18 protein-coding genes, 1 pseudogene and 1 CRISPR repeat array are annotated in these 26,068 nt (G+C 30.5%); of the genes and pseudogenes, 5 read left to right on the top strand and 14 right to left on the bottom strand.

The annotated features are described in order from the left end of the window. Positions 1–78 precede the first annotated feature (78 nt). Together C7448_RS09815 and C7448_RS09820 are read left to right on the top strand one after the other, a co-directional pair. The gene (locus tag C7448_RS09815; protein WP_115901193.1) at positions 79–606 is read left to right on the top strand and encodes an RNA polymerase sigma factor; all 528 of its coding nucleotides are present in this window, start codon (positions 79–81) and stop codon (positions 604–606) included. Next, the gene (locus tag C7448_RS09820; protein WP_115901194.1) at positions 606–1,403 is read left to right on the top strand and encodes an anti-sigma factor; all 798 of its coding nucleotides are present in this window, start codon (positions 606–608) and stop codon (positions 1,401–1,403) included. The genes C7448_RS09815 and C7448_RS09820 overlap by 1 nt, the downstream gene beginning before the upstream one ends. A gap of 141 nt (positions 1,404–1,544) precedes the next feature. On the opposite strand, the gene C7448_RS09825 is transcribed toward C7448_RS09820, so the two are convergent. The 4 genes from C7448_RS09825 to C7448_RS16185 all read right to left on the bottom strand — a co-directional run bounded on the left by C7448_RS09825 (position 1,545) and on the right by C7448_RS16185 (position 6,413). Then, positions 1,545–3,773 (bottom strand): TonB-dependent receptor, encoded by a 2,229-nt coding sequence (locus C7448_RS09825; protein ID WP_115901195.1) that lies wholly within the window; start codon positions 3,771–3,773, stop codon positions 1,545–1,547. A 15-nt stretch (positions 3,774–3,788) separates the two neighbouring features. Continuing rightward, on the bottom strand, positions 3,789–5,084 hold the full coding sequence (locus tag C7448_RS09830) for a tetratricopeptide repeat protein (protein ID WP_115901196.1): 1,296 nt from the start codon (positions 5,082–5,084) through the stop codon (positions 3,789–3,791). A 90-nt stretch (positions 5,085–5,174) separates the two neighbouring features. Further along, on the bottom strand, positions 5,175–5,735 hold the full coding sequence (locus C7448_RS16180; RefSeq protein WP_115901197.1) for a DUF4331 family protein: 561 nt from the start codon (positions 5,733–5,735) through the stop codon (positions 5,175–5,177). 27 nt (positions 5,736–5,762) lie between these two features. After that, positions 5,763–6,413, bottom strand: coding sequence for a DUF4331 family protein (locus tag C7448_RS16185; protein WP_115901198.1), 651 nt, complete (start codon positions 6,411–6,413; stop codon positions 5,763–5,765). 193 nt (positions 6,414–6,606) lie between these two features. On the opposite strand from C7448_RS16185, the gene C7448_RS09845 reads away from it, so the two are divergent. Together C7448_RS09845 and C7448_RS09850 are read left to right on the top strand one after the other, a co-directional pair. Continuing rightward, positions 6,607–7,494, top strand: coding sequence for a TIGR01777 family oxidoreductase (locus tag C7448_RS09845; RefSeq protein WP_115901199.1), 888 nt, complete (start codon positions 6,607–6,609; stop codon positions 7,492–7,494). After that, complete coding sequence (locus tag C7448_RS09850) at positions 7,487–8,164, top strand: GNAT family N-acetyltransferase (RefSeq protein WP_115901200.1); 678 nt, start codon at positions 7,487–7,489, stop codon at positions 8,162–8,164. The genes C7448_RS09845 and C7448_RS09850 overlap by 8 nt, the downstream gene beginning before the upstream one ends. A gap of 30 nt (positions 8,165–8,194) precedes the next feature. Here the strand turns inward: C7448_RS09850 and C7448_RS09855 are convergent, their stop codons facing one another. The 3 genes from C7448_RS09855 to C7448_RS09865 all read right to left on the bottom strand — a co-directional run bounded on the left by C7448_RS09855 (position 8,195) and on the right by C7448_RS09865 (position 11,242). Next, complete coding sequence (locus tag C7448_RS09855) at positions 8,195–9,016, bottom strand: hypothetical protein (protein WP_115901201.1); 822 nt, start codon at positions 9,014–9,016, stop codon at positions 8,195–8,197. A 495-nt stretch (positions 9,017–9,511) separates the two neighbouring features. Next, entirely contained in the window at positions 9,512–9,706 is a 195-nt protein-coding gene (locus C7448_RS09860; RefSeq protein ID WP_115901202.1) for a hypothetical protein, read from the bottom strand. Positions 9,707–9,934: 228 nt separating this feature from the next. After that, on the bottom strand, positions 9,935–11,242 hold the full coding sequence (locus C7448_RS09865) for a dihydrolipoamide acetyltransferase family protein (RefSeq protein ID WP_115901203.1): 1,308 nt from the start codon (positions 11,240–11,242) through the stop codon (positions 9,935–9,937). A gap of 249 nt (positions 11,243–11,491) precedes the next feature. On the opposite strand from C7448_RS09865, the pseudogene C7448_RS16220 reads away from it, so the two are divergent. Beyond that, positions 11,492–11,986 (top strand): annotated as a pseudogene (locus C7448_RS16220) (DEAD/DEAH box helicase); the annotation flags it as partial. Between the two features lie 2,139 nt (positions 11,987–14,125). Further along, a CRISPR array of direct repeats spans positions 14,126–16,297; the repeat unit is 46 nt; unit sequence GTTGTGAATTGATTTCAAATTGTATTTTTACGTGAGCAATCACAAG. Positions 16,298–16,356: 59 nt separating this feature from the next. Here C7448_RS16220 and cas2 read toward each other — a convergent pair. The 7 genes from cas2 to hemE all read right to left on the bottom strand — a co-directional run bounded on the left by cas2 (position 16,357) and on the right by hemE (position 26,043). After that, complete coding sequence (gene cas2, locus C7448_RS09875) at positions 16,357–16,695, bottom strand: CRISPR-associated endonuclease Cas2 (protein ID WP_115901204.1); 339 nt, start codon at positions 16,693–16,695, stop codon at positions 16,357–16,359. After that, complete coding sequence (gene cas1, locus C7448_RS09880; RefSeq protein ID WP_115901205.1) at positions 16,692–17,582, bottom strand: type II CRISPR-associated endonuclease Cas1; 891 nt, start codon at positions 17,580–17,582, stop codon at positions 16,692–16,694. The genes cas2 and cas1 overlap by 4 nt, the downstream gene beginning before the upstream one ends. 14 nt (positions 17,583–17,596) lie before the next feature. Continuing rightward, positions 17,597–22,279: a type II CRISPR RNA-guided endonuclease Cas9 gene (cas9, locus tag C7448_RS09885; protein WP_115901206.1), complete on the bottom strand. Its 4,683-nt coding sequence runs from the start codon at positions 22,277–22,279 to the stop codon at positions 17,597–17,599. Positions 22,280–22,637: 358 nt separating this feature from the next. Further along, a complete protein-coding gene (gene hemF, locus C7448_RS09890; RefSeq protein WP_115901207.1) occupies positions 22,638–23,540 on the bottom strand; it encodes an oxygen-dependent coproporphyrinogen oxidase in 903 nt (300 codons plus the stop codon). Between the two features lie 30 nt (positions 23,541–23,570). After that, a complete protein-coding gene (locus C7448_RS09895; RefSeq protein ID WP_115901208.1) occupies positions 23,571–24,317 on the bottom strand; it encodes an EI24 domain-containing protein in 747 nt (248 codons plus the stop codon). A gap of 71 nt (positions 24,318–24,388) precedes the next feature. Beyond that, the gene (locus C7448_RS09900; RefSeq protein ID WP_115901209.1) at positions 24,389–24,991 is read right to left on the bottom strand and encodes a TlpA family protein disulfide reductase; all 603 of its coding nucleotides are present in this window, start codon (positions 24,989–24,991) and stop codon (positions 24,389–24,391) included. Positions 24,992–25,011: 20 nt separating this feature from the next. Beyond that, on the bottom strand, positions 25,012–26,043 hold the full coding sequence (gene hemE / locus C7448_RS09905) for a uroporphyrinogen decarboxylase (RefSeq protein ID WP_115901210.1): 1,032 nt from the start codon (positions 26,041–26,043) through the stop codon (positions 25,012–25,014). Between the last annotated feature and the right edge of the window lie 25 nt (positions 26,044–26,068).

The raw sequence follows: 26,068 nt of genomic DNA on the forward strand, positions 1-26,068 counted from the left end.
CAGGAAGTTTATAATTTAAACCATGGAGTTATGATTCTAAATGATTTTTAGTATTTTGTACTCCAATCAATTAACTATATGCAACTAGAATCCCTCGTTAAAAATTTTAAAAACAAAGATGTAAAAGCTTTTGAAAGTCTCTACGAAATGTATAAACAAAGCGTTACTGGTGTAATTTACAATATTGTTAGAGATCAAAAAATAGCTGAAGAAATAACACAAGATGTTTTTATAAAAGCTTGGAATAATGCAAATACATACTCTGAGAAAAAAGGGCGTTTTTTTACGTGGATTATTAATATTGCTAGAAATGCTGCTATTGACAAAACAAGATCTAAAAACTTTAAGAACAATTCAAAAAACCTTGATGCTGAAATTTTCGTAGATATATTAGAAAACCATGATAGCTTGAATTCTCAAACAGATGCAATTGGTATAAAAAACTTTGTAAACAAGTTAAAAGATACTTGTATTAAGGTTATAGAGCTTCTTTACTTTAAAGGCTTTACACAAAAAGAGGTTTCTGAAAGTTTAAAGATGCCTCTTGGTACTGTAAAAACTAGAAGCCGAAACTGTATTAACGAATTAAGACTTATGCTTAAATAATGGCTAGAAATAAACACATAGAATCTGGAATATTAGAACTGTATGTAGCTGGAGCTCTTTCTGAAAAAGAAAATGAGCAGGTATATAGTTTAATGATGAAACATCCTGAGATTTTAGAAGAAGTAAAAGAAATTGAAAAGTCAATTTCTATTCTTACGTCTCATGTTGCCCCTAAAGATGTTGAAAATTCTTTTAAAGACGTTTTAATTAAAATGTTACAAGAAAAAGAAGATTCAGTAAAAACAATTCCTTTACGAACATCAAAAAATAATTGGGTAACTTATACTGGATGGGCTGCTGCCTTAGTTGTTGGTAGTACCTTAATTTTGTCTTTAAATAAGAGTGCTAATTTGCAAGGTCAAATAGATACTATTAATGAAGCTAAAGAGCAATATGAAGTTCAATTAGACAAAACAAATACTGATTTAGCTGAAAACAAAAAACTTTTAGCAGTAATAAGAAGTAAAGATATTCTTACCGTTCCGTTACAAGGACAAAAAGTATCTCCTGAAGCTTACGCAAAGGTATATTGGAATAAAAACTCTAAAAACATTTACTTAGATGTGCAAGGGTTACCTAATCCGCCAGAAGGAAAGGTGTACCAAGTATGGTCTTTAAAACTTAGTCCGTTATCTCCTACCAGTTTAGGAACGATAGATAATTTTACAGCTAGTGATACTAAAATATTCACCATTAACAATCCTAATGAATCGCAAGCTTTTGGTATTACTCTAGAGCCTGCAGGTGGAAGCGAAACACCTACTTTAGAACAATTATATACTCTAGGTGCAGTATAATATAATTATTATATATATAAACTAATATAATTATTATATATATAAACTAATATAGCCGCTTAAAGCGGCTATATTTTCGTTGCCATTAATCCTTCTAAAAAAATGACAACTTAATCAAGTCCCCCCGGACTATCATTTACTTTAAAAAGAATATCGTATGGTGGCTTTTGCAGAAAACGGAGTTCCTGGTGTAAAGTGAATTTCTTCCTCTGGATTTGGCTCATTTTGCAACCTCGATTCAGTAGCAAACTGGGTTTCATTCCAAGCAACGTCAAAAATGTTTTCTAAAGCTACACCTAGTGTTATGTTATTTATTTTATAACTAATATTCGCATCAGTAACAAAATAACCTTCTGCAACTATTGAATTGTCTTCATTTGCAGGTCTATCTCCTATATATCTGTAATGTACTCCTCCAGAAAAATTCTTGTAATTATTTACTGATAATCCCCCTGTTACAGTTACTTTAGGTGCTAAAGGAATATTATTTTCACCTGACGGATCTTCAACACTTTCTGCTTTTGTAAAAGTAGCATCACTATCAAAATACAACCAATCTGTTAATTGATATCTAAGGCCTAAATCTATTCCATAACGTTGTGCTTCTCCTGATGGTTCAACAATACCTGCATCTCCAACATAAACTAATTCATCTTCTGAAAGCAAATACCATAATGCTGTATTTATAGCTATTCTTGAAGTAGGCTTCCAAACTGTTCCCAAATCAACACCATAAGCTCTTGGTAATGTTTTTCTATTAGGTTGTGTTGCCACTACCCTAGTATCATTTGAATGAAATCCAATTCCTGATTTTAAAAACAGTTGAATTTTTTCATTTGGAGTATACGTTAGATTTACTTTAGGATTTACTACTACTTGTGATTTAGAAAACGTTTTGTACTCATCTAATAAATAATCATTATAGTTAAACTTTAAGTAATCTAAACGTAACGCTGGTGCTACCATAAATTTTCCGAATTCAAACTCACTATTTACAAAAGCATAATAGTTTGTTTGGTTCACCTTTCCTAATTGAATTTGATCTAACACTTCTTTTCTTTGAAGTGTATGAGATAACTCTAAATTATCTGCAATATCAGCACGTAAACCTGTTCCAAAAGTTAATTCTACAGGAGTATTTGATATATATGTTTTCTTTTTAAATTGTGTATTAAAACCAAAAATATCTCTGTTTTCGGTTTGTTTTATTTGATCTCCATTCACAGGATCGTCTAAAAAGAAAGTAAAGTTTGAGAATAAATTGAAGTTATAATTTGAATAGAAAACGTTTGAAGTTACACTAACGTCATTCTTTAAAACTTTTGAATGTTCTAAGTTTATGTTTGTTCTCGATGTTGTTCCTCCTTCAGTATCATCTATTGAACCAAAACGAGTAATATTTCCATTATCAACTTCTCTTTGTGGTATTTGCCCAGAAGCATCCCATTTACTAGTAAAATGTGAAGCTGATACTGATAAACTACTATTATCCTTTAAAAAAGTTCTATACTTTGTAAAGATATTAATTCTACTAAAATTCTGAGGAGACTCTACAAAACCATCTGTTTCTAAATATTCAATGGCAACATAGGCATTATCAGTACTATTCTTATCTAACAAATTAAACATTCCTAACGTTCTAAATGTATTGAACTGCCCTATACCTACTTCTACTTGACTGTTTTGTAAATATGTTTTTGTTTTAAAATCTACATATCCAGCAGTATTAAAATCTCCTTTACTAGCGTAGTAAGGCCCTTTTCCGAAATTAATTTTTTCAATTGTTTCAGGAATTATAAAGTGTAAGTCACTGTACCCTTGTCCGTGTGCATGAGAAACCATATTCACAGGTGTTCCATCTACCGATAATGCTATATCTGTACCGTGATCTATATCAAAACCTCTTAAAAAAATTTGTTCTGCCTTTCCTCCTCCAGCATGTTGACCGATAAAAAGTCCTGGTACTCGCTGTAGAATTTGTTGAGATGAACTTACTGGTTTTTTATCTAAATCAACCCTAACAATTGTTTGTAATGGGTCTCTTTTATTAGACAATACCATTTCATCTAATAAAAAACTTTTCATCTTTAAGACAACTGTTTTTGGAAATTTTAAATCCTCACTATCTAATTGTAAATTGATTTTTTTATACCCTAAAATTCCAAACTCAATAATATCTCCTACTTTCGAGTTATCTAAAATAAATTCTCCACTAACTTTTGTATGTGTATGACTATTACTGGTAGTATTATATACATACACGTTCTCTAAAGGTTTTTTATTGACATTTAAAACTTTTCCTTTAAAATGCTGTGAAAATACATGGCAGCTACCTAGTAGTACCACTAAAAATAAAATCTTTGTTTTCAAAATATTGAGGTTTGATTATATACTTAAAATTTTTTCTGTCATCAATGGTCCTAATTCAAAAGAGCTTTCTAATAACTCTTCTTTTAAAGCCATAGCTTTATCTTTAACTCCATTTGCCTTGTAAATTTCAGCTATATGATATTGTACTTTAGGCTCGAAAGTTTTATCTACTACATGTGTATTGATTATTTCTAAAGCTTTTGTAAAATCTTTATTTTTATAATAATACCAAGCTAATAAATCGTACGATTGCGGTGTAGGTCTATTCTCTATTTCTTTTTCAATATATGACAATGCTTTTGGTGCATCATTTAATTCTTCTAAATACAATTTAGCTAAATGCTGATTATACATTACACCGTATAGGTTATTTTTTACAGCCGATAAATATACCTCTATATTACTTTCTTTCATTGTTAAATTATTCTTAAACTCGGCTATTTCTGCCTTTAACAAATAGTAATCTGGTGAAGAATGTTCGTTACTTATTATATCTAAAATTCGTAATGCTTCATCCGCATTTTTATCATGAGAATATACTATCCAAGCAATGCCTTTTTTGGCATACGCATTGCTATTATCTAACTCTAATGCTTTTAAGTATAAACTATAAGAGTCTTTTATTTGTCCGTTATGACCATAAAAATCGGCTAAGTTGGTATAACTCCAAGCTTTTAACTCTCTATTATTCGCTTCTTCTGCTTTCTTCATCGCTTTTTCCATAAAACGAATTGCTGAAGACAAATCCCCTTTATAATCATGCCATTTAGAAACTCTTATCAAGTAATCAAAATCGGAATAATCTTCAATTTTTGCTAAATATTCAGAAGCTTTTTGTGGAGCTCCTAACTCTAAATAAACATCAAATAACATTTTTTGAGTGGCATTTAGGTTTTCACCGTTTACCTCAGCTTTTTTTAATAATTCTAGCGACTCTTTGAATCGATGTTGAGAAATATAGTTTCTCGCTAAAGATCTTAAGTGCGAAGCTTTGTTATAATTCGTTTTTTGGTTGATTTTTAATAGCTTTTTTTCCGCTTCTATCAAGTAAGAAATGTTTCCCTTTTCTGAAAAAAGTAATGTATTAGCCTTCGCTAGTTTACTTAAATACGGATATTGTGTTGGCTGATTGTTTAGTTTTTTCTGCCAAAAATCTAATTCTTTTTGAGCTAACGATTCTGAAGTAGTTTTTGTATTTTGCAAATACTTATTATAGGCTTCTTGGTTGGCTACTTTTGTTGTTTTTGAAGTTGTACAACTTAATATGGTACTACTTAAAATAGCACATATAATTATTTTAATAGTTCTCATTTTAGAAGGATTTTTAGTTAAAAATTTGTTTAAAAACTGGTTGCTAAAAAGCAACCAATTTTAATTCTAGGAGGTTTAATCATTCCTTTTTTACCAAGGACTAGCCAAGTATGGAAAAGAACTTAAAAAGTCTTTGTCATTTGCATCTACATTATCGTCTGACAATGTTGGGTTTTCAGAAAAATCTTCTCCTCCGAAAATCAATAATAATTCAACGGTAATTACATCATCTGCCAAAGCTCTACCTGTTAACACATTCGTTCCATCATAAAAAGTTGTTGTACCATCTAACGACACAGTTAATACATCAGTTGCCAATACACCAGCAAAAGTTGCTGCGTCTAAACCTAATGCATTCGTATCTCCATCATTTGCATAAGCAGGGCTTAATGCTTTTAAATTCGTTTCAAACATTACAGCAAAATTTGCTCCTTGCTCTGACGGTATAGTTACATTAAATGCATCTTTCATATCACTATTTACAAAAACTGTATTTACTGCTGGTCTACCCATTTGATCTTTTTGCATATAGCTTCCTGAAAAATCAATAGAAGCCATTGGCGGTATATTATTATCATCATCACTACAACTTGCTAAAGCAAAAATTGATAGGATTGAAATTGCTACGATTTTTATATTGTTAAGTTTCATATCTTTTATTTTTAAAGTTGATTGTTTCTACTGCTTTGTTTTTGTTTCTACCCAAGTATTAATGGTTCCTGAGCCTCCAATCATAGATTTTGGAACTTCTACTGCTACTGATAATACATTAGTACCCGCAAAAGTGTCTGCTCCTGGGTCGTTAAAACCACCTGCATTTCCAGCTATAATTTCACCATACTGAGCAAAATCCATAAAGAAAGGATCATCTCTAGGTCCTGCAAAAAACTGCATCCCCCCTTTACTACCAATAATAGCATTAGATCCATAAGGAGTTATAGAAACTCCATACTCTGATCCATCTTGTGGTAACATGCTACTTAAACCAGTAATTGATGGATTGTATGGACCAAAAAAGTACATTTTTCCATCTCTTGGAATTGCTTGAATTACCAAATCTTCAACATTATCACCAGTATTATCAATATTAAACTCAATCAATACATTTTCATCAAAACTTGCTGCTGCTGTAGCCGATGGACTTAGTAATCCTTGAATATTTGCTACAAACACAAGGTTACTTATATTTTCTCCTTGGAAAGCATAAAAGTCTGTAATATCACTTGACCCTCCTGTTACGTCTGGAGCGTCAATATGATCAGCTGCTAATAACATTATTCCTATTAATGCTAAAGCGCTAGCTCCAATAATTAATTTCATTTTTTTCATGGTTGTAAATTTTAAAGTTAATTACTCATTCAACCTTACTTACGAGAAAATGATAATCTTGGTTTTCATTTTTTAACTTTTTTTTATAAAAATTCACAACCACCTTATTTTACAAGGATTGTAGCTCTTATTTTTTAATCCTCTTCTTTCGTCCCTTAGTTTTTTTAAAAATGAATGTTTATTTTTGAGTACTATGGCTACTATATTAATTACAGGCGGAACTGGTTTAATTGGAAAAGAGTTAACTAAAAAGTTAACTAGTGAAGGACATGTGGTAAATATTCTTACTAGAACTCCTAAAAAGGACAATGAATTTCGTTGGAATGTTGAAGAAAGTTTTATCGATAAAGATGCTTTTACCAACGTAAATTATATTATTCATTTAGCAGGAGCTGGAATTGCGGATAAACGCTGGACTAACAATCGAAAAAAAGAATTAATTGATAGTCGTGTAAAAACTGCAAATTTATTGTTCAATAAAACTCAGGAATATCAAATACCTCTTAAAAAAATTATTTCTGCATCTGGCGTAGGGTATTATGGAGCTGTTACTTCTGATAAAGTATTTACAGAAAAAGATAAGCCTGAAAATGATTTTATCTCTAAAATTTGTATAAAATGGGAAGAAGCTGCTCATCAATTTGAGCAAATAGACATTCCCGTAACTATTTTACGAACTGGCATTGTACTTTCAAAAAAAGGCGGAGCCTTACAAAAAATGAACACACCTTTATTTTTATCTGCTTTAGGTAATGGTAAACAATACATGCCCTGGATTCATATTGATGATTTGTGTAATCTTTATATAAAAGCAATAGAAGACAAGAACTTTACTGGGGTTTTTAATGCTATTGCTCCTGAACATCAAACCAATGAAAATTTCACTAAAATACTTGGAAGTGTTATTAATAAACTGGTGCTTCCTATGAATGCTCCTTCTTTTATTTTAAAAACTGCTTTGGGTGAAATGGCTTATATTTTATTAAAAGGAAGTAAAGTTTCCTCTGAAAAAACAAGTAATACTTATAATTTTATTTTTCCAAACTTAAAAACTGCTTTAACCAATATTTATAATGAATAATAAACTTGAAAATCCTGTTTGGCATTCGTTGTGTGAAACACATGAAAACTTTGCTATTAATTATGATGATGTAAAATTTTACAACCCTACAATTTGTCCATTTGGTGCTTTTACGGATGCTTCAAAAACTACGGAAGCTTTAGATGAATACTCAAAACTGACTGATCAATTCTTTTTAGTCTCTGAAAAAGAAATTCCTACTTATAACAAAGACAACATTCTTTTGTATAAAAAGATTGATGGTTGTCAAATGGTATTAGAGAATGTAACCGAATTAGATATTACCGAAGAAATTATACCATTAACAGAAAAACATGTTGATAAAATTTACAAGCTAGTATGGTTAGTAATGCCTGGATACTATAAAAAAAGAACATTTGACATGGGAAAGTATTTTGGTGTTTTTAAAGATAATATGCTTGTTGCTGTAACAGGACAACGTATACAAACTAACAATTTTATTGAGGTTAGCGCTGTAGTTACTCATCCTAAGTATACTAGAAAAGGATTAGCTAAACAACTTTCTCAACACGTTACTAAAGAGATTTTAAAAGATGGAAAACATCCTATTTTACATACCAACAAAGGAAACCCTGCAATACAGCTTTATGAAAAGTTAGGGTATAAACTAACAAGAGATATGAATTGGTGGTTTTTTCATAAAAAATAAGAGCTCAGAAATTTCTGAGCTCTTTTCTTTTTATTTGGTTAGTTCTGGTACTGATGTATAAATATAATCACCATGTTTACCGGTAAAATATTTACTCATTTTCTTTCCAAACTCTTTTCTTTTTGCTTCATCAGACCAATGTTCTCTATAAAGCTCATTACTTCTTTTTCCCATTTTATCTAAACCTCCCATTGACTCTATTACATAAGCTCTGGTATACTCTGTTCTATCAGATCCCCAAGCATGTGCATGTTGGTAAAATCCTTTTATAAATTCATTTTTTTGAATAACGTTATCTAAATATTGTTTAGATAATTCTTCAAACTCTTCCATAGAGCCATCTTCTGGAAATGCAAAATGTCCTTTTACTACTAACCAAATCATTTCTTTATTGGTAGGTTGTAACATCTTTACTCCTCCAATAGGTGCATAAATCTCATCTGAATGATGATGTGTATAATAGGCATCTTTTTTCTTAAAATATGCTTCTCTTTTATCTTTATCTGGCCAAGCTTCTTTTGCTAATTCACCACTTCTTTGGTTAGCTTTATCAATATTATCCCAAGAAGAATACGTAGTTACAAAAATTATCTCTGTATTATCTGGTGTAAATCGATGTAAAAACACAAATGATCTTAGAATAAACTCATTCTTTTTTACAACTTTATCTAAAAATTCTTTTTCCGTAGCAATCCATTCTCCTTTATCAAAATTTTCATAATTAAGGTTCCAATGCCCTGTTGTGACCGTAATATATTCAGGACGTTGATTATCTTCTTGTGAAAAGATAGTAGTTGGAATAGCCATAAACAATAGAAATCCCATTAATAACTTAAGTTTAACTGTTTTCATAATAGTAAGATTTAGTTATGATTGAAAAAATGTAATTTTCAAGGATTCGCTTAAGAAAAGTATCATAAACTAGCCCTTTTATGAGAAGTATAATGAGAGTTTTACAAATTTAACAAATTTTAAACTACTTAAGGTAAGTATTTTAACTATTTTTAAAACATAAAAAAGCTCAGAATAAATTCTGAGCTTTCTAAATAATTATGTATTCTATTTTAACCTTTGGTAAACTTAGTCGTCATATTTGTTGTTGCATCTCGTCCTTGAATCTTCATTGTCATATTAATCTTTGACTCTAAAGGTATCCCTGAACCTCTATCTATATCCATAGCTCCTGTAATATCCCCATCAGCTCCTCCTGTAACTTTTCCTGAAAATATCTATTAAAACATTTTCAGAAGAAATTGATTTAACTTTGTAGAAACTAGTTTATGCTCTATAAATAAAAAAGTTTAGAATATTCTCCTAAACTTTTTTTATTTAAAATAGATTTTGTGATTAACAAAAAAGTTGAACATAATCCCTTATATCATCTTCTATACACCTATAACCAGATCTACATCTTTCAAATTTTCCTAAATAACTTCTATACGAAAAACATACTAAAGCATGAGGGTCTACATTCCCTCCATTAATAGATTTTGCTTCTTCTTTAGCTATTTTAAATTTTTTAAGGTTTTCTAATTTACTCATAATTTTTTATTTTTCTCAAATATAATAGAAATCATAAATCATTTCTATAAATTATAGAAATTTATTTTTAGAATACCTCTATTAATTAATGATGTTGATAAAAAACATTTCCTTAAAATAAGCATTATATCTATTATTAAAATGTCGTTTTTGTTACAACTACTTTCTATATATAATTAAAAGGCCTAGGTTTTCACCTAAGCCTTTTAAAATATTATATCGCTTTTATTAAAAATCTTGATTTACATCCCAAGATTCTAAAATATCTTTTAATGTTTTAATAAACATGCCTCCTAAAGCTCCATTTACCACTCTATGATCGTAAGAATGTGAAACAATCATCTTATGACGGATTCCTATAAAATCTCCTTCTGGAGTTTCAATAACAGCAGGTTTTTTAACAATAGCTCCTAAAGCTAAAATTGCCACTTGAGGTTGGTTTATTATTGGCGTACCTGTAATACTCCCAAAACTTCCAACATTAGTTACCGTATAGGTTCCTCCTTGAATTTCATCTGGTTTTAACTTATTAGCACGAGCTCTAGTTGCTAAATCATTTATTTGCTTAGTCATACCCACTAAATTCAACATATCAGCATTTTTAATTACTGGTACAATTAAATTCCCATCAGGTAGCGCTGCAGCCATTCCTAAGTTTACATTTCCTCTTTTAATGATTTTATCACCATCAACAGAAATATTTATCATAGGGTGCTTCTTAATTGTAGAAGCTACAGCTTGCATAAATATTGGTGTAAACGTTAATTTCTCTCCTTCTCTTTGTTGGTAAGCATTTTTAACCTTATTTCTCCAATTAACAATATTAGTTACATCAATTTCAATAAACGATTGTACGTGTGCTGATGTTTGAATAGAGTCAACCATGTGTTTAGAGACTAATTTCCCCATACGGCTCATTTCTATAATTTCATCTTGACCACTTAATGAAACAGGAGTTGGTGCTGGTGTTGATTGAGGTGCTGACTTCTTTTCTATTGAAGCTGATGCTGCAACTTTTGGTTGACTTCCTCTATTTTCTAAATATGATAAAATATCACTTTTAGTAACTCTTCCTTCTTTACCTGTTCCTTTTATAGTTTCTAACTCTTCTACAGGTATTCCTTCGGTTTGTGCAATACTCTTTACTAATGGAGAATAAAAACGATCACTTGATGAAGTATCAATCGTAGTAGCAACTGTTTCTTTTGCTACTTCAACTGTTTTTTCAACTGCTGCTACAGTTTCTGGGGTATCATCTTCTTTCTTAGACGCATCAGTTGTTGCTCCTTCTTCTCCTTCCGTTTCTATAATTGCAATAGTTTCACCTACTTCTACAACAGCATCTTTTTCGAATAAGATTTCAACTAAGGTTCCTTCAACTTCACTAGGTACTTCGCTATCTACTTTGTCTGTAGCTACTTCAACAACGGTATCATCTATATCAATAGTCTCTCCAACTTCTTTTACCCAAGAAGTTATTGTTGCTTCTGCAACGCTTTCGCCCATTTTAGGCAACTTCAATTCGTATCTAGCCATAGTGTATAATTTTAAACGCTTGCGAAGTTACTAAAAAGCAACGATTTTTTCATGATTTTATACGTTAAATATTTTTGACTTCTTCTTTATTGATTAAATTATCCTCAATTCAATTCTTAAAAACCACAAATAGATTATTGTTATCTCTGTAAAAAACAAATATTATTACGAATAATCCAATATCAGATTAAACTTTTGTTTGTTAACTCAAAATTCTATTTTTGAACTCTTTAACCTAATTAAAAATTGTTGAATACAGCTATTACCAAACTTAACTTCCTATTTGATTGGAGACCGTATCAAGCAAAAGTGCTACAAAACTTCTCCTCTCATATACAGGACAATCATTTTCATATAGTTGCACCTCCAGGTTCTGGTAAAACCATTTTAGGAATAGAAATTATTAAAAGAATAGGTAAAAGAACATTGATTTTAGCTCCCACGTTAACCATTAGAAACCAATGGGAAGATCGTTTGCAAAACTTTTTTACTACCGATTGTAATTTCAAACAGATTTCATTTGATATTAAGCAACCTTCTGATATTACCTTTTCTACATATCAAGCTTTACATAGTTTTTATAAGTCTTTTGAAACTAAAGAAGACTATTACAAGTTCTTTAAAGAGCATCAAATTGAAGTTTTATTATTAGATGAAGCACATCATTTAAAAAATGCTTGGTGGAAATGTTTGTTTGATTTGAAAGAACAACACATGCAAACCGTTGTTGCTTTAACTGCTACTCCACCCTACGATAGTGAAAATGCTGAAATTCAAAAATATTTTAAACTATGTGGAGAAATTGACGATGAAATTGTAGTTCCTGATTTGGTTAAAGAACAAAACCTTTGTCCACACCAAGATTTAGTTTTTCTATCCAAACCTGAAGATCAGGAAATTAATTTTATTACTAATTTTCGATTAAAAATAGCTCAGTTTGTTACTGATATTTTAAAAGATAAAGAATTCATATTTTTTCTAAAACAACACAGGTTTTATGCTAAAACTGAAGAAAATTTAGAAGAACTTTACAAGTATTCTGATTTCTTTTCTTCAATGCTAATCTTCTTACATGAAGCAAGAGAAGTTATTCCTGTTGAAAAATTAGAAGTATTAGGTTTTGATAAAAATGAAAAGATTGATTTCCCTTCAATAACAAATGAATGGATTCAAGTTTTATTTCAATATCTCCTAGTTGTTGATCGCGATAAGCTTATTGAATATGAAACTTATCTTAATACTTTGGAAAAAAGACTTCGAAAACTAGCTGTTTTTAATAAAAATAAAGTCAATTTAATAGGAAATGAACTTTTATATAAATCACTCAGTAATAGTCCTAGTAAATTAAAAAGTATTACCACAATTGTTCAACAAGAACAACGAAATTTACAAGATGATTTACGTTGTGTTATTTTATCTGACTATATTAGAAAAGAATATCTAAACACTACTTTACCTGAAATACAAGAGATAAAAAAACTGGGTGTTGTTCCTATTTTTCATCATGTTAGAATAGCTACAAAAAATAAAAATAGTTTAGCAGTTCTTACAGGTAGTTTAGTAATTATTCATAGTAGCATCATCGCTAAGCTTGGTTTAATTGATGCTATTGACAACTACAGTTATACTCCTTTAAAATCAGACACTGAGTTTGTAACTCTTACAACTAAAAACTCATCTAAACATAGTATTGTTGAAGTCATTACGCAGCTTTTTGAACTTGGACATATCAAAGTGTTAGTGGGAACAAAATCACTATTAGGTGAAGGTTGGGATGCTCCATCTATTAATAGTTTAATTTTAGCGTCAGTTGTGGGGTCGTTTGTTACTTCTAATCAAATGCGTGGTCGTGCAATTAGAGTAGATAGTAAAGATCCTGATAAAGTCGGCTTAATTTGGCATTTGGCTTGTATTGATATTTCAGATGAGTTGGGAGGACGAGATTTTGAAATTCTTTCACGTCGTTTCGATGCTTTTTTGGGTATTTCTAATGATGAAAAAGCTGTTATTTCTAACGGGATTGAACGTTTACAGCTTCCTGCTAATTTTATTGATGAAGATATTGATAGTTTAAATAAACAAACCTTAGCGCTTTCTGAAAACAGAAATTTGATTGCTAAACAATGGAAAAGTTCCATTAGCAATGGAAAAGAAATTAGTAAAGAACTTACTTTTTATAATGAAAGGAACAAGCAGTTTCCCAAACAGAAAAGGTTATACTATCAAGATATTGTTAAGTACACGGTTGGTGAAATTATTGTTGGTTTATCTTTTTTTCTTCCTGAATTTATCATAAAAAACTTTAATGTACTCTTACAAAAAGGGATCGTTTACTTCCTTTTTGCTTTGTCTTCAGCTTTGGGGTTAACTTTTGGTTATAAAATTTACAAGTCTGCACAGTTATATGTATACTTCGGATTAATTCATAAGAAAATAGACAAAATGACATTAGCAATCTTGGAATCTCTTAATACATTAAATCATTTAACAACTCCTTTAGATAAAATACAAACTCAAACTCAATTACTAGCTAAAGGAAATGTTTCTTGTACTATACATGGAGCAAATAGATATGAGAGTACTTTAATTATAAAAGCTTTGGATGAGCTACTCCAACCTATTGATAACCCTAAGTATTTATTGATAAAAACAAATTGGCTTCGTAAAAAATTAAAGCTACATAACTTTTTTTCTGTTCCTGAAATTTTTGGTATTCGTAAAAAAGAATGCCTAGTTTTTCAATCTTGCTGGAACAAACATCTTGGTAAATCTAAATTAGTATATACTCGAACTATGAATGGAAGAAAGTTGTTATTAAAAGCACGTCTTTTCCATATTCACAATGTAAACAATGAATTGACCAAGAAAAATATTGTTTGGAAGTAGGTTTAGTTATTTACAATTGTATTTTTACGTGAGCAATCACAAGATTATACTTATTGCTTTCTTATCCCCCTCTGTTGTGAATTGATTTCAAATTGTATTTTTACGTGAGCAATCACAAGTTATCATCGGGTCCCATTGCTTCAGGTATCGTTGTGAATTGATTTCAAATTGTATTTTTACGTGAGCAATCACAAGAGAAGTTTTTCTTTTATCTTCTGCAATATAGTTGTGAATTGATTTCAAATTGTATTTTTACGTGAGCAATCACAAGATTTAAACATAATTTAGATTTAGGATTAAGTTGTGAATTGATTTCAAATTGTATTTTTACGTGAGCAATCACAAGATGACGGAAAAATACTCTCTTACAAAAATGGTTGTGAATTGATTTCAAATTGTATTTTTACGTGAGCAATCACAAGCTTCCTCCAATTCTTCCTCCTCATCAACAAGTTGTGAATTGATTTCAAATTGTATTTTTACGTGAGCAATCACAAGCTTCAGCCGTTCTTGTACTTTCGGTATTGAGTTGTGAATTGATTTCAAATTGTATTTTTACGTGAGCAATCACAAGTTTCAATTCCTGAATTATCTACCCAAGTAAGTTGTGAATTGATTTCAAATTGTATTTTTACGTGAGCAATCACAAGTTGTACCAACTACAAATTGACTTCCTTGAGGTTGTGAATTGATTTCAAATTGTATTTTTACGTGAGCAATCACAAGAACCTCATGTAGTTAAGGTTAGAGATAAGAGTTGTGAATTGATTTCAAATTGTATTTTTACGTGAGCAATCACAAGTTAATTCCCCTGAACCTTTAATTGAATAATGTTGTGAATTGATTTCAAATTGTATTTTTACGTGAGCAATCACAAGGATACAAAGTAGATGCTTTTCTAACTGTTAGTTGTGAATTGATTTCAAATTGTATTTTTACGTGAGCAATCACAAGCAATAGAAAATATGAGTGTAAACAAAACAAGTTGTGAATTGATTTCAAATTGTATTTTTACGTGAGCAATCACAAGCTTTTTCTGGAAATGATCAGGCTGCCATAAGTTGTGAATTGATTTCAAATTGTATTTTTACGTGAGCAATCACAAGTTCCTAGCTTGGCTTACCCAAAACTTTGCTGTTGTGAATTGATTTCAAATTGTATTTTTACGTGAGCAATCACAAGAAAAGTTAAACAACCAAACAATGGAGACTGGTTGTGAATTGATTTCAAATTGTATTTTTACGTGAGCAATCACAAGGTGTAATAATTCATATAGCAAAGAAAACTCGTTGTGAATTGATTTCAAATTGTATTTTTACGTGAGCAATCACAAGGCAAGAATTATACAATGCTCAACGTTATGTGTTGTGAATTGATTTCAAATTGTATTTTTACGTGAGCAATCACAAGAAGCAGACGTTTTAAACACTAAGGAGATGTGTTGTGAATTGATTTCAAATTGTATTTTTACGTGAGCAATCACAAGTCGCTGTTTTTGCTTCCTTATATTGGATTAGTTGTGAATTGATTTCAAATTGTATTTTTACGTGAGCAATCACAAGACCTTTAGGAAATAAATACGCAGAAGGCAGTTGTGAATTGATTTCAAATTGTATTTTTACGTGAGCAATCACAAGAAATGTTAGATGGTGAGTACGGAACTTACAGTTGTGAATTGATTTCAAATTGTATTTTTACGTGAGCAATCACAAGTCTCTATTTGTCTAACTCTTATATCGCTAAGTTGTGAATTGATTTCAAATTGTATTTTTACGTGAGCAATCACAAGCTTACAATACCACACTGTTATGGCTAGTATGTTGTGAATTGATTTCAAATTGTATTTTTACGTGAGCAATCACAAGAGGTTCTACTAGAGTTAGGTTAGGAAATTTGTTGTGAATTGATTTCAAATTGTATTTTTACGTGAGCAATCACAAGTGTATTCGTCCATTATAGATAAAGTAATATGTTGTGAATTGATTTCAAATTGTATTTTTACGTGAGCAATCACAAGTTAAAATAAATATAATTATGACCTTACCAGGTTGTGAATTGATTTCAAATTGTATTTTTACGTGAGCAATCACAAGAAAAATGCAGATACATACTTCAGTAGATATGTTGTGAATTGATTTCAAATTGTATTTTTACGTGAGCAATCACAAGGTAAATCTTTAAAACCTCCTATTTTCGGGAGGTTTTTGCATTTAATAGAAATACACAAATTAAAATAATTCTAATTGTTGTACTGGCGTTGGCTTCGGAATTTCTTTTCTACCATGAAAAATTTCCATCATTTCAAATTGTTTGTCGGTTATTTCAAACATACACACTTTTCCATGTTTTGGCAGCATACTTTTTACTCTTTTTACATGTACTTTACTATTTTCTCTACTCGCACAATGCCGTATGTATATAGAAAATTGAAACATGGTAAAGCCATCGTTTAGTAATTTTTTTCTAAAACCATTGGCTGCTTTTCGTTCTGTTTTTGTTTCGGTTGGTAAATCAAATAATACTAATATCCACATAATTCTATAAGCATTGTAACGTTGCTGACTCATACCAAACTAGGGTATAAAATAGTGCGCCTTTCTCCTGTAAAGCATTTGTACAAGCTAGCGGTTGTAGTAGTTACCGCTACCATTAAAGGACGTATCTTTTCATCAATAAGTACATCTTCAGTAGCTACTTGTAAAAGATGTGTTTTGGCTTGTTTACTTAATTCTTCTTCCGTAGGGTATCGTGTTATATATTCTAAAACTAGTTTGTCTACAAAAGGACGGTAAGGTTCCATTACATCGTCTGCTAAACAGTACGGATTGTATTTGTTTTTATGAAAAATACCTTGTGCGGGCAACATCCCACTACTTACTATGGCACGTGCCACAATACTACGTAAAACAGCATATCCAAAATTTAGATAATTATTTGGGGCATTACCAAAACGTTCTCGTTGAAAATCGGTTAAAATATACTTCCAATAGTGATTCGCTGCTTTTCCTTCCATATTCGCTTCATCGCCAGAAGTTACTTTCTCTAAATAGCTATTCATAGCCTCAAAAGGGCTGTTATTTCGTTGCAATAACTGTTTTTGATTTTCTATTTTAGCAATAACTGTTTGCTTCCATAATTGTTTTTTTAAAGGAATAGAACTATGTAATTGGTGCCTCCATCGCTCAGTAAGTTCTGAATGCCCTACAAGCGGTAGCGTTAATCCATTAGGTAAATGATGATTGTCACAATGTATTAATGCAACGCCATTTCCCATCAATTGGTTGATAAGTTGGTTAGATATAGTTATTTGATGATGATCTAACATTAACAAGGCTATATCTTCTATAGGAATTGTTCCTTTTACATCTTTAGTTTCTGGACACTCTACAACTAATTGATTGTGTTTTAGCTTTAAATATGTTGGACTTCCTATATAAATGGTTCTTTTTAACATAGTCTTTCTAATTTTTAACGTTCTACTTTTTCTATTATGCCCAAACGATTAACTTTTAATTTCCAACAAATAGATTTTATCATTTTAGGCTTTCCTTTTTCATCAAGTTCATTTAAATCTTTTAATTGAACCCTTTCGTTTTTATTATTCGATCCATTTTCATTAGAAATTATATTATTTGAATAATATTGAGATACAAAATGACATTCCCCTTTTGTTGCACTTACCATCTTATATACTCTATTAACTTGTTCTTTTGATAAATTAGAAAAATCAACCAAACTAGGAGTGTCTTGTTCTTCTTTTGTTGGTACAAAAACCAAATCATTAGGTGATATGAAGAATAAAAATTCTCCTTTTTCTTTATCAATTGGAATTAAAGGTTCGTTAAAAGCTATATTTTTTGCTCTCCATTTTTGCCAATCGATTACTTCTTTTAAAGGAATGGTCTCGTATATTCTTTCTTTTTTACTAGCATTCCAATAAACCGCAAAAAAGAGGTTAGTACCTTTTGCAGCCTCAACATATTTTTTAGTTTTATTTACGTTTTGCTCATTAGTAGAAACTTGAAATCTACTTCCTTCTTCATAAATCCTAACAGAATGTATTGGTTGGTGCTTTTTACCATTGTTAAATTCTATAATATTTTTATTTAATGTATCAACTCCTTCAGGATTAAACGCCAAATCAAATCGTTCTTTTCCATTCTCATCTATATATTTTTTAACGTGCTTTTCAAGTATTTTTTGAATGCCATAATCTGTAATAGATTCTAATTGTTTTCTGGTAAACGAATCAGATAATTTAACTCTATAAGCTGTGGCGTTTTTCGTCCATTCCCTAACTTCTATTTTATCTATTTTTTTACCATCTTGCTCAATAGGATTCTCTTTTAAATGTTTTACTATTTTCTTTTTATCTGAATCATACAATTTATTTAAAGCTTTTACTTTTTCTCTAATTGTTTTGTTTATTATAAGTTCAGGGTGTTCAATAAAATTTTTAACACTCGAAAGCCTCTTTTTCTTTTCCTTTATATACACCTTCCCATAAACCGTTTCTTTATGTAATGGTTTACGAATTGCTCTATTATCTCCTTTTATTTGTAGAACTAGTTGTTTATTTAGACTTCCTTTTTTATCTTTTACCCATTGCCAAGTTTTATTATTGGTTTTGGTTATTACTCTTGTGTTTTTCTTAAAACTTACAATTGTTTTTTCTAAGCTATATAAAACATCGGTTGTAAAATTTTCCCAAGGTTTTTTATATGAATTAAAAACTTCAATAGTTTCTGTATTTCCATTTCTTTTACGAGCTACTTTTTTAAGATTACATAATTTAGAAACTAGCTTATGATTTTTTCTTTCGGTTTCTAATGAGGTAATGTAATTAATATGATCTCTTGTACAACAAGCAATTACTATTGCATCAAGTGTATGGTGTCTATGGTCTATTCGTTTTTTATTAACTCCAGTTGGTGTAACTAATCTAAAAAATTGTTTACCAATATTATTTCCTTCCCTATCTTTCTGATAATCTAAATATCCATATTGGTTGGAGTTGTTGAGAAGGTTAAGTCGTTCAAAGCGTGGTTGAATCAATTTATTCCATTGCTCATTTAATCCCCAGTCATGTTTGAGCTTTGAAGTGATAGCTCCAGAAACAGAAATAAGATTTTTAGAGGTAGCCTCTTTCTCACCTTCTTCTCTAACAATATTACTAAGTATTCCTTTTATAAACTTAGCTATATACCTACTATCATTTAATTGCCTGTTAATAAACCCTTCAGGTATTTTCTCACTTAATAGATTTTTAAGTTTTGTTCGGTTCTTTTTAAAGTATTGGGTGCAATGATTTTCATACTCACTTAAAGTTAATAATTTTATCCCATGTACTATACTTCCTCCTTTTGCTTTTAAATATTCATAGGCAGTTTTATTACTTTTATCTTCATTAATACTAGCTTCACAAATTACTTTGTTGCTAAATGAATCGTCAAAATAACGTGATTGGGGAATAATATGCTCTATTTGATATTCGTGTGTAAATAACTTACTTATGGAAATTGGTTTGCCCGTATATGGAGAAATATACCCTTGTTCTAACCACAATTTATATCTTTTGATGTCTGTAGCACTAGGGTTAGTATTTTTTTTAATTTTTTCTATTTCATCTTCCTTTACTTTATTATAAGATGCTTGTGGATTTTGTGTAACCCCTTCTTCGTATATTTTTAATATTTCTTGATGACTGGGAGAATATGATCGAGCACCATCTTTGTACATTTCTTCTAGTAATAATTTAACTCTATTGTTTGTGTTTTCGTTTTGATTTTGTTTTTGAGAAATGCGTTTACGCTTATCTTTAGAGTTTTTAATATCTCTTCCTAACTCTACATGAATTTCACTAAACTTAAATTCTTTGTCTATACTCAAATTGTAGCGCCAAATGTCTCTAACAGTTCGTAACGTTTCTAAAGCTACTTGTTCTACAATTGGATTTTTTAAACTATGTTGCCTAAACTTTTCTAAATAACTATCAATATCTTTAGGTATTTTCCATTGCGTAATTAATGAGGCTTCTGAATGCCTTTGGTAAACAGCGTAACATGCTTGGTAAGTATTTAACCCTGTTAATGGATTATCTATAGAATGTTTTAAAAAACTTTTGATAAATTGTTTTGATATAGCATCATCACTAACCAACTCAATAGCTTTATTTAAATTTTCTTCTTGTATATTTTCGAACTTAAGATGTTTGATACGTTCATAAATTTCGGAAACAAAATCTTTTACTTTTTCTGAAATAGTCTTTTCATTCCAATATTTACCTCTACGCATTAAAGGAAGTATTTTTTTTATTGCTTTTCCTGAATAAGCTCCGTAATCTGATGAGTACGGTGGATGTTTTTTAAATGCCTCAACAAAAGAATTTTTATCTAATTCTTGTTTCATGGCAAAATTTCCTAAAGCAGTTTCAAACTCTTTTTTATCAGTTACCGAATAAATAATATGCCATAATTGTAGCTCTATTTCTGATGTTAAAAACTTAAAAACGTTGATGTTTCTTACTTTCTTGAGTCGAGTTAAGATACTATTGCGGGTTGGGTTCATCGGATATTTTTTATCAACCACGTAATTCCATCTATATATATCTTTCTCTTTTTTATCAATCTTTTTTAAATCAATAAAATATTTGATGATATTTTTCTGCTCTATTTCTTTTTTATCATTTAAGAAATCGTATAAATCAGCAACATCCTTTTCAGTTGCTAAAAACTGAGAAGTAACATCAATATCTTTTTCTTCTCCTATCTTATAAATTTTTAGATTATGAATAAATTGCCACAATCTAAACTCAATAAAATAAGGGTGTGATTTTGATATGACTTTTAAACCTTGTGTTATTTTCTCACCTTCTTTAATAAATACCCTGTTTTCGTAAGGACAAGAAGCTATATTCGATTTTTTACTTTTTAATGGACGTTGATAAAAAATAATATCGTCCATAAATAAGTAACGAAACATTTCATCTTTCTTTTTGCTGCATATATTATTTTGATGCGCTTCGTTTTTAGAATATAGTTCTTTAACACATTGAATGTAAAGATTCGTGTCTTTTAACTCTGTATGGAATCCTATTTGAGTTTTTAATATTTTTTCCAGTTCTTCTTTATAGTATTTACGCTCAATGGTTTTTATTAATTTTCCATTTACCTTTTGAGATGGATTCTTAAGTAAGAAATCGTAAATAAAAGCCCCTACTGTTTTGTTAGAATTATTAATATCTTGTTCTGTTTTTTTCTTTACAAGGTTCCAGTCATCTTCTTTAGGCATTCTAAAACTACGTTTTATATTTCCTTCTTTATCTAGTTTAGGTTTCCCATCCTTTTCTAACTGAGTCGTAACTATAAACTCTTTTACTTTACCAATCCAGCTATCTAATGACTCTTTACTTTGCCTTTTGTAAACAAATCCATTTTCTAACTGCACATTATACCAAACTCCTTTTGCATTTTTATCTTGGGTTTCTTCAATTTCTACAACTTTTAAAGCATAAAACTCTTCATTTTTACCACTGTTTTCTTCTTCTTCACCACGTAGTTGATAATATCCCCTTTTTTGATTAAAATTTAAAAGCAACCAAGCTAGTTCTTCTTTTTCAATCTTTTGAGTTAAGGCTTTTTTACGCAGGTAATAGATCGTCCAATCATAAGGAATCTTTGTTTCTCTTCCGCTTTTATTTGTGTAAAACAATTGAGGTTGCTCTTTTTTAAATTCAGTAACCATTTCTAAAAATGATTTTTGAAATATAAATTCATCTTTTCCTTCTGGGTTAGGTCTGTAATTTAACTTAACCTCTTGCCCTTTTTTAAATTGACCTAATTGTTTTTTAAAATCAATTGTATTCGCATAATGATCTGGTAAAAACTGAAGAATATTTAGTACTCTATGCAAACGGTCTCTTCTTAAATTATCTCTTTCGTAAAGTCGTCGTACACCTCTGTAAGCTGTTCTGTCTGCTGTTTGAGAAATTGATTGCCCAGTACCAAAATTATTCATAGTTCCTTTATCCATCGGAATAATTCGCACGCCATTATCTATAACTTTTCCTTCTTTTTTTTCAAAATCGCTTTCTACCAACGCCCAACCAATTGAGTTGGTACCTAAATCTAAACCTAGAATTTTTTTAGTCATTTTATTTCGCTTTTTTATACTAGTTCACAACACAAGAGTGAACTTATGATACAATATTTTTATCTTTAAGAGGAAGAAGTCGCAATTGCTTCATTAAGAAACGAATTACTTAATGATTTAAAAATAAGTAAAAAAAAGTTATTCGATATACGACAATCCGTAATCGACTAATTTAAAAAGGTGTATATTAGCAGTACAATTTTGAAATCAATTCACAATAAGGATTATTCCGTTGTGAAAACATTTAAGTTCGCCTCTCGACTTTAACTGGGAGGCTTTTTATTGTTAATATAGCAACTAAAAAAACAGAAAACCCAAGTTTTCTGCCTTTATAAAATTATATGATATTTTGTTTATTTTAAACCCAATTTTTAGGTTTTGCTAAAACTTCTAATAGTTTAGCTTCTTCAGAACCTTCTTCTGGATGATGATTGTATTTCCATTGTACAGTAGGCGGTAAACTCATTAAAATACTTTCAATACGTCCGTTGGTTTTTAAACCAAACAATGTTCCTCTATCATGTACTAAATTAAACTCCACATAACGACCACGACGTACTTCTTGCCAATCTTTATGCTCTTGAGTATAAACTATCTCTTTTCTTCTCTCTACAATCGGCATATACGAGTTTAAAAAGCTGTTTCCTACTTCGGTAACAAAATCATATCGATCTTGTATAGAGAACTCTTCTGTTTCTTTTAAATAGTCAAAGAACAAACCTCCTAAACCGCGTGCTTCATTTCGATGAGTATTCCAAAAATAGTTGTCACAGGTCTCTTTAAATTTCGGATAAAATTCTGAATCGTGTTTATCACAAGCTTCTTTACAAACACTATGAAAATGTACTGCGTCTTCTTCAAATAAATAATACGGAGTTAAATCTTGTCCGCCACCAAACCATTGTGTAACTATGTTTCCTTCTCCATCATACATTTCAAAATATCGCCAGTTAGCATGTACGGTTGGTACAAACGGATTCTTTGGATGTATTACTAAACTTAATCCGCAAGCAAAAAAATCTCCACTTTCTACACCAAACTGCTTTCTTAATGCTTCTGGTAACTCACCAAAAACTTTAGATATATTTACGCCGCCTTTTTCAAAAATATTCCCATTTTCAATCACACGAGTTCTACCTCCTCCACCTTCAGCACGTTCCCATAAATCTTCTTGAAACTTGGCTTTACCATCTATAGCTTCTAATGTTGATGTTATGGTATCTTGTAATTCTTGAATGTAGGCGTAAAATTGTTCTTTCATGTGTTTGTTTCTGTTGAAGTGCAAAAGTACTTATTCTGGTAATTTTTTAAGCTGTATTTTCTTAATAGTTTCTGTAGTTGCTGCAGTTACAGATAAAGGTAATACAAGGATTACTCCAATTATAGGAATTAGTAAAAACAGCATAAATATAATTCCGTTTCCTATTGCTAATCCTTTATTCTCTTTTACAAAACTGATACTTTCTCTGTATTTAAAATGGCGTTCAAGCGTATAATCCATATTTCCGAAACCTGCGTAATAGGCTTGCATTAAAAATAACAATACGGTTGAAACAATACCAATTACTGGAATAAATCCAAGTAACAAAATAGGAATTGTAAACAATAACTCTCTAGTTAAATTTCTAAGGTTTATTCGTATTCCTCTTATTAGCTGCTCTTGAAAAGAAGTAATTCTGTGTGTATGATCTCCCCCTCTTAGATGGTCTTCTATTTTTTCTGAAACTGGACTCATAAAAGGTGCAGATAGCGCCATTACAATATGTTTATATAACACTAATCCAATTACTGCAATTAGTAGCCCACTTATAAAAGTACTGATCACCTCAAAAGTCTGTTTTCCAAATTCCCACTTCCAAAAATTAGCTACGTAGTGCCCAATATTATCGGAGAATGTATACGCCATAAAACCAACAAATGTTGCTGTTAACAGGCTTATAAACATCGGAATAATAAAATATTTCCATAATCTTAATTTTGAAATCATTCCAAAAGCCTCAAAATAGGCTTTAACTCCTTTTATAATATTTTGTATCATATCTTTTTTTTGTGAAAATAAAAAACCTCTTTCAATAAAGAAAGAGGTCTATGAAATATTGTTGAATCAATTTATTTTAAAATTGGTGCTAAAAAATCTTCAAAATTCTTTGTGTTGATTTCATTGACTTTATCCCAACTTACTTCTTTGGTAGGTGTTGCAGCCCCTCTTTTAATATTAACAAATTGTTTGTCTTTACTAATTAAATAAGCTGTTGGATAATCTAATTTGTGAACAAAACCACTGATATCTAAATATCCTTTTTGAACTTTATCGATATCTCTCGCAGGAACTAACTTAATTCTCTTGTCTAGTTTTTCAGCCATTCTTTTAACTTTAGCTTCCTTGTCCCAGAAAATCATAACAAACTCTAATTGGTCATTATATTTTTCAACCATTTTGTTTAAAGCTGGTACATCTCCCCAACAAGGAGCTGACCAAGTTGCGTTAGCTATCAACACAATTGGCTTGTTAATTTTGTCTGTACTTACCGTTTTACTATCCATTGTAGTAAAGTTATAATTTAATAAATAAGAGCCTTTAATGCACTTATCAATCAAACCTTCGGTGTTTTCTTCTACACAATTGTTTACTGCAAAATTGTAATACGTTTTATTTTGTGCGAAAATAACAGTTGTTAAAAAACACATCAAAACAAAAGATAATTTCTTCATTTTTAATTATTTAAAGGGGGTTATCTATCGGCTTTATACTCTTTAACCGCATCTATAAATGCCTTTGCATTCTCTAGCGGAATATTAGGTAAAATTCCGTGCCCCAAGTTAACAATATATTTGTCTTTACCAAACTCATTTATCATTTGGTGTACCATCTTTTTTATTTCTGCTGGTGGAGACAACAATCTTGAAGGATCAAAGTTACCTTGTAAGGTAATATTTCCTCCTGTTAAATAGCGTGCATTTCTAGCAGAACACGTCCAATCTACTCCTAAAGCTGAGGCATTCGATTGTGCCATTTCATGTAAGGCAAACCAACATCCTTTACCAAAAGCAATAACTGGAGCATCATCTTTTAATGCTTCTATTATTTGATTCATGTATTGCCACGAAAACTCTTGATAATCGGTTGGAGACAACATTCCTCCCCAAGAATCAAAAACTTGTACAGCATTTACACCTGCTTTTACCTTTTCTTTTAAATAAGCAATTGTGGTATCTGTTATCTTCTGAAGCAATTCATGTGCCAAAACTGGTTGCGTGAAACAAAATTCTTTTGCTTTATCAAAGTTCTTAGATCCTTGACCTTGTACAACGTAACATAAAATTGTCCATGGTGACCCCGCAAAACCTATTAATGGGACCTCATCATTCAGCTTTTCTTTGGTTGCTTTAATAGCGTCCATTACGTAGCCTAATTCTTCATTTACATCAGGAATAATTACGCTATCCAACCCTTTTTTATCTCTTATTGGATTTGGTAAATAGGGCCCGAAATTAGGTTTCATTTCCACCTCAATATTCATTGCTTGTGGAATTACTAAAATATCTGAGAACAATATAGCAGCGTCCATTCCGTACCTACGAATTGGTTGTACTGTAATTTCTGAGGCTAATTCTGGAGTTCTACAACGTGTAAAGAAATCGTACTTTTCACGAATTTCCATAAATTCTGGTAAGTATCTCCCTGCTTGACGCATCATCCATACTGGCGGACGATCAACTGTTTCTCCTTTTAACGCTCTTAAAAATAAATCGTTTTTTATCATGTCTATCTATACGTCATTCTTCCTC

This window comes from Tenacibaculum gallaicum (genome assembly GCF_003387615.1).
Lineage (GTDB): Bacteria > Bacteroidota > Bacteroidia > Flavobacteriales > Flavobacteriaceae > Polaribacter > Polaribacter gallaicus.

Bases quoted from the DNA above. Each gene is read 5' to 3' on its own strand.
- C7448_RS09815 (WP_115901193.1), top strand. From the start codon at position 79: ATGCAACTAGAATCCCTCGTTAAAAATTTTAAAAACAAAGATGTAAAA.
- C7448_RS09820 (WP_115901194.1), top strand. From the start codon at position 606: ATGGCTAGAAATAAACACATAGAATCTGGAATATTAGAACTGTATGTA.
- C7448_RS09830 (WP_115901196.1), bottom strand. From the start codon at position 5,084: ATGAGAACTATTAAAATAATTATATGTGCTATTTTAAGTAGTACCATA.
- C7448_RS16180 (WP_115901197.1), bottom strand. From the start codon at position 5,735: ATGAAACTTAACAATATAAAAATCGTAGCAATTTCAATCCTATCAATT.
- C7448_RS16185 (WP_115901198.1), bottom strand. From the start codon at position 6,413: ATGAAAAAAATGAAATTAATTATTGGAGCTAGCGCTTTAGCATTAATA.
- C7448_RS09845 (WP_115901199.1), top strand. From the start codon at position 6,607: ATGGCTACTATATTAATTACAGGCGGAACTGGTTTAATTGGAAAAGAG.
- C7448_RS09850 (WP_115901200.1), top strand. From the start codon at position 7,487: ATGAATAATAAACTTGAAAATCCTGTTTGGCATTCGTTGTGTGAAACA.
- C7448_RS09855 (WP_115901201.1), bottom strand. From the start codon at position 9,016: ATGAAAACAGTTAAACTTAAGTTATTAATGGGATTTCTATTGTTTATG.
- C7448_RS09860 (WP_115901202.1), bottom strand. From the start codon at position 9,706: ATGAGTAAATTAGAAAACCTTAAAAAATTTAAAATAGCTAAAGAAGAA.
- C7448_RS09865 (WP_115901203.1), bottom strand. From the start codon at position 11,242: ATGGCTAGATACGAATTGAAGTTGCCTAAAATGGGCGAAAGCGTTGCA.
- cas2 (WP_115901204.1), bottom strand. From the start codon at position 16,695: ATGAGTCAGCAACGTTACAATGCTTATAGAATTATGTGGATATTAGTA.
- cas1 (WP_115901205.1), bottom strand. From the start codon at position 17,582: ATGTTAAAAAGAACCATTTATATAGGAAGTCCAACATATTTAAAGCTA.
- cas9 (WP_115901206.1), bottom strand. From the start codon at position 22,279: ATGACTAAAAAAATTCTAGGTTTAGATTTAGGTACCAACTCAATTGGT.
- hemF (WP_115901207.1), bottom strand. From the start codon at position 23,540: ATGAAAGAACAATTTTACGCCTACATTCAAGAATTACAAGATACCATA.
- C7448_RS09895 (WP_115901208.1), bottom strand. From the start codon at position 24,317: ATGATACAAAATATTATAAAAGGAGTTAAAGCCTATTTTGAGGCTTTT.
- C7448_RS09900 (WP_115901209.1), bottom strand. From the start codon at position 24,991: ATGAAGAAATTATCTTTTGTTTTGATGTGTTTTTTAACAACTGTTATT.
- hemE (WP_115901210.1), bottom strand. From the start codon at position 26,043: ATGATAAAAAACGATTTATTTTTAAGAGCGTTAAAAGGAGAAACAGTT.